Source organism: Moorena sp. SIO1F2 (genome assembly GCF_010672755.1).
GTDB lineage: Bacteria > Cyanobacteriota > Cyanobacteriia > Cyanobacteriales > Coleofasciculaceae > Moorena.
In genome coordinates this window covers 1-2513 of sequence record NZ_JAAHFV010000574.1, presented here as the reverse complement: position 1 = coordinate 2513, position 2513 = coordinate 1, and the positions used below count along the sequence as shown (strand labels likewise).

Below are 2513 nucleotides of genomic sequence, written 5' to 3'. Positions count from 1 at the left end.
TGGGAGTAGGGAGTAGGGAACAGGGAGATGGGGAGATGGGGAGATGGGGAGATGGGGAGATGGGGAGATGGGGAGATGGGGAGATGGGGAGATGTTTATTAAGGGTAATTGTCATAACATGATCTAACAGCAGGGTAGGGTGGGGAGGATAAATGCCATTGACCTTGGCCTTTAGGCCACGCTACGCGAATGGTCACGCTACACGAACACTTCTGAGCTGATAGCTGATAACTGATAGCTGATAACTGATAGCTGATAGCTGATAGCTGATAGCTGATAGCTGATAACTGATAGCTGATAGCTTACCCTTTAGTGCATAAGTGGTGCAGAAAAAATATTTCGATAGGCTTGTCGAGTCTTGATTAAGTCGGCTTTGATCGAAATATCCGCACTCACATTCTGCATAAATCGCTAATGATGAATTTTCAGCTGCCATGGTCTGATCGCCGCCATACCTCTGAATCTTCTGTGAAGAAAAAACACTGTAATGGTTCAATAGGTCAAATTAAAAAAATCAGACAGGGTGCTCTAGGTAGTCTCTTTGTGACTCTGTTTTGGGCAATTACCCCACCAGTTTTTGCCGCTGAGTATCTCACTCTACGTTTAGGGCCATTTGAGCAATCGGTCGCTATCACGGAATTAGAAACCTTTGCTGAGACAGGGGAGTTATCACCAGCACTGCAACCCTATGGAGATATCCTCACGCCACAGATCCGGAAGATTTTGACCAATAGCCTCAAACTCAACCCTAAGACCACAGAAACCTTTATTAATGACCTTCTCCTCTCCAGCGATGGCGCACGGTTGTTGGAAAGACTAGGGTTAGCACTCCCTGATAGTAGTTTAGAGCAATTAAAAGCTGCGCTGTTGTTAGGAGCAAGGCAAGTCAATGGTTTAAGTGTGCTGAGTTTTTTACGGGCTTATCCAGGAGAAAATATCACTTTGGATGCTTCGTCTGCTGTTGGCATTGCCCTACAGCTCAATGCTTCCTACTGGAAGAGTTTAGCAGTTGGTCCAATTTTAGAGCAAGATTTGGCTGTTGCGGACGCTGCCACCTTTCGCCCTAAATTTGACCCTGCTAGTATTGGTCCTCAATTGGTTAAACAGCGTAAACTAAGACTAAGAGACCAACAACGGCAACGTACTATTATTGTAGATCTATACTGGGCTGATGATACTACTGGACCTTTGGTAGTTCTCTCCCACGGATTTGCTGCAGACCGCAAATTTCTGAGATATTTAGCACGCCATCTAGCGTCTCATGGTCTTACTGTTGCTTCCCTAGAGCATCCTGGCAGCAACTTTACCAGGATTAACAACTTGTCAGCACCAGGTAAACTTGGGGATTTGTTACCTCCGGGGGAGTTTATTGACCGCCCCAAAGATGTCAGCTTTCTCCTGGATGAGTTGGCTGACATCAATGAGAGATATTCTACCATGCTAGGTAAACTGAATACTCAACAAGTTACAATTATTGGTCATTCATTGGGGGGCTACACGGCTTTAGCGTTGGCTGGGGGAAAACTAAATTTAGAGGAACTGCGACAGTTTTGTAAAAATCGCTCTCCTGTGGGCAGATCCCCAGCAGATTGGTTCCAATGTGCAGCGGCTGATTTACCAGAAGACGAGGTTAATCTTACTGATCAGCGAGTGGTGCAAGCGATCGCATTAAATAGCGTAACGGGGCGTTTGTTTGGTACTAAGGGTTTGCGTCATGTTACTGTACCAACCTTAATGTTAACGGGTACCGAGGATGCCATTACACCAGCTCTAGACCATCAGTTACGGTCTTTTAATCAGTTGGGGGGTTCTAAGTATTTGATTAGCGCCATTGGTGGCACTCACCTCAGTGTGACTGACCCGAAAAATCTTAACGATGCGATCGCTAGAAGTACTTTAGTCAAAGAGGTGGTTGGGGACGATGCCCATAGCCTGCGGCAACTGGTCAAAGGTGTAAGTTTAGCGTTTATTAAGCAGCTAACTCCAGAAGCTCAACGCTATGAACCATTTTTAACCCCAGCCTACGCTCAATCTCTTTCGAGTCCCAAAATTTCCTTGCGTCTGAGTACAAAATTACCTGCTACCATGGCAACTTGGTTTCAAGTTATATCCGTGGTAAATCAGCAGGTTGCTATCAACTTTAAGGACGTAAATTATGGATCGCTCAGCTCAATTCAGTTCTATTTTTATCCTAACACTAAAATGATGACCCCGAATAGTTTTTGCATTGGACAGCTGAATCAATTGTTCACTAAACTTGTGAACAAGTACCGCGAAAAAGCAACTCGCATCAGTTAAGTTTAATAGTTTTAGGGAGTAGGGAGTAGGGAGTAGGGAGTAGGGAATAGGGAATAGGGAATAGGGAGTGTGGGGAGATGGGGAGATGGGGAATCGGGAATCGGGAATCGGGACTAGAGAATAGTGATGCAGTAATATTAATCGTAGGGTGGGCAGTGCTTACCTTCCCGATGGCAAGCCAATTAATCACCAATCATGCACTGCCCACCCTACAG

The 2513-nt window shown here is 45.4% G+C and carries 2 protein-coding genes; one reads left to right on the top strand and one right to left on the bottom strand.

Annotation, left to right across the window (positions count from 1 at the left end; genetic code table 11):
• The first annotated feature begins 414 nt into the window (after positions 1-414).
• Positions 415-2298: an alpha/beta hydrolase gene (locus F6J94_RS32885; protein WP_293047912.1), complete on the top strand. Its 1884-nt coding sequence runs from the start codon at positions 415-417 to the stop codon at positions 2296-2298.
• Here F6J94_RS32885 and F6J94_RS32880 read toward each other — a convergent pair.
• On the bottom strand, positions 2291-2488 hold the full coding sequence (locus tag F6J94_RS32880) for a hypothetical protein (protein WP_293047909.1): 198 nt from the start codon (positions 2486-2488) through the stop codon (positions 2291-2293). The genes F6J94_RS32885 and F6J94_RS32880 overlap by 8 nt on opposite strands.
• Positions 2489-2513 lie beyond the last annotated feature (25 nt).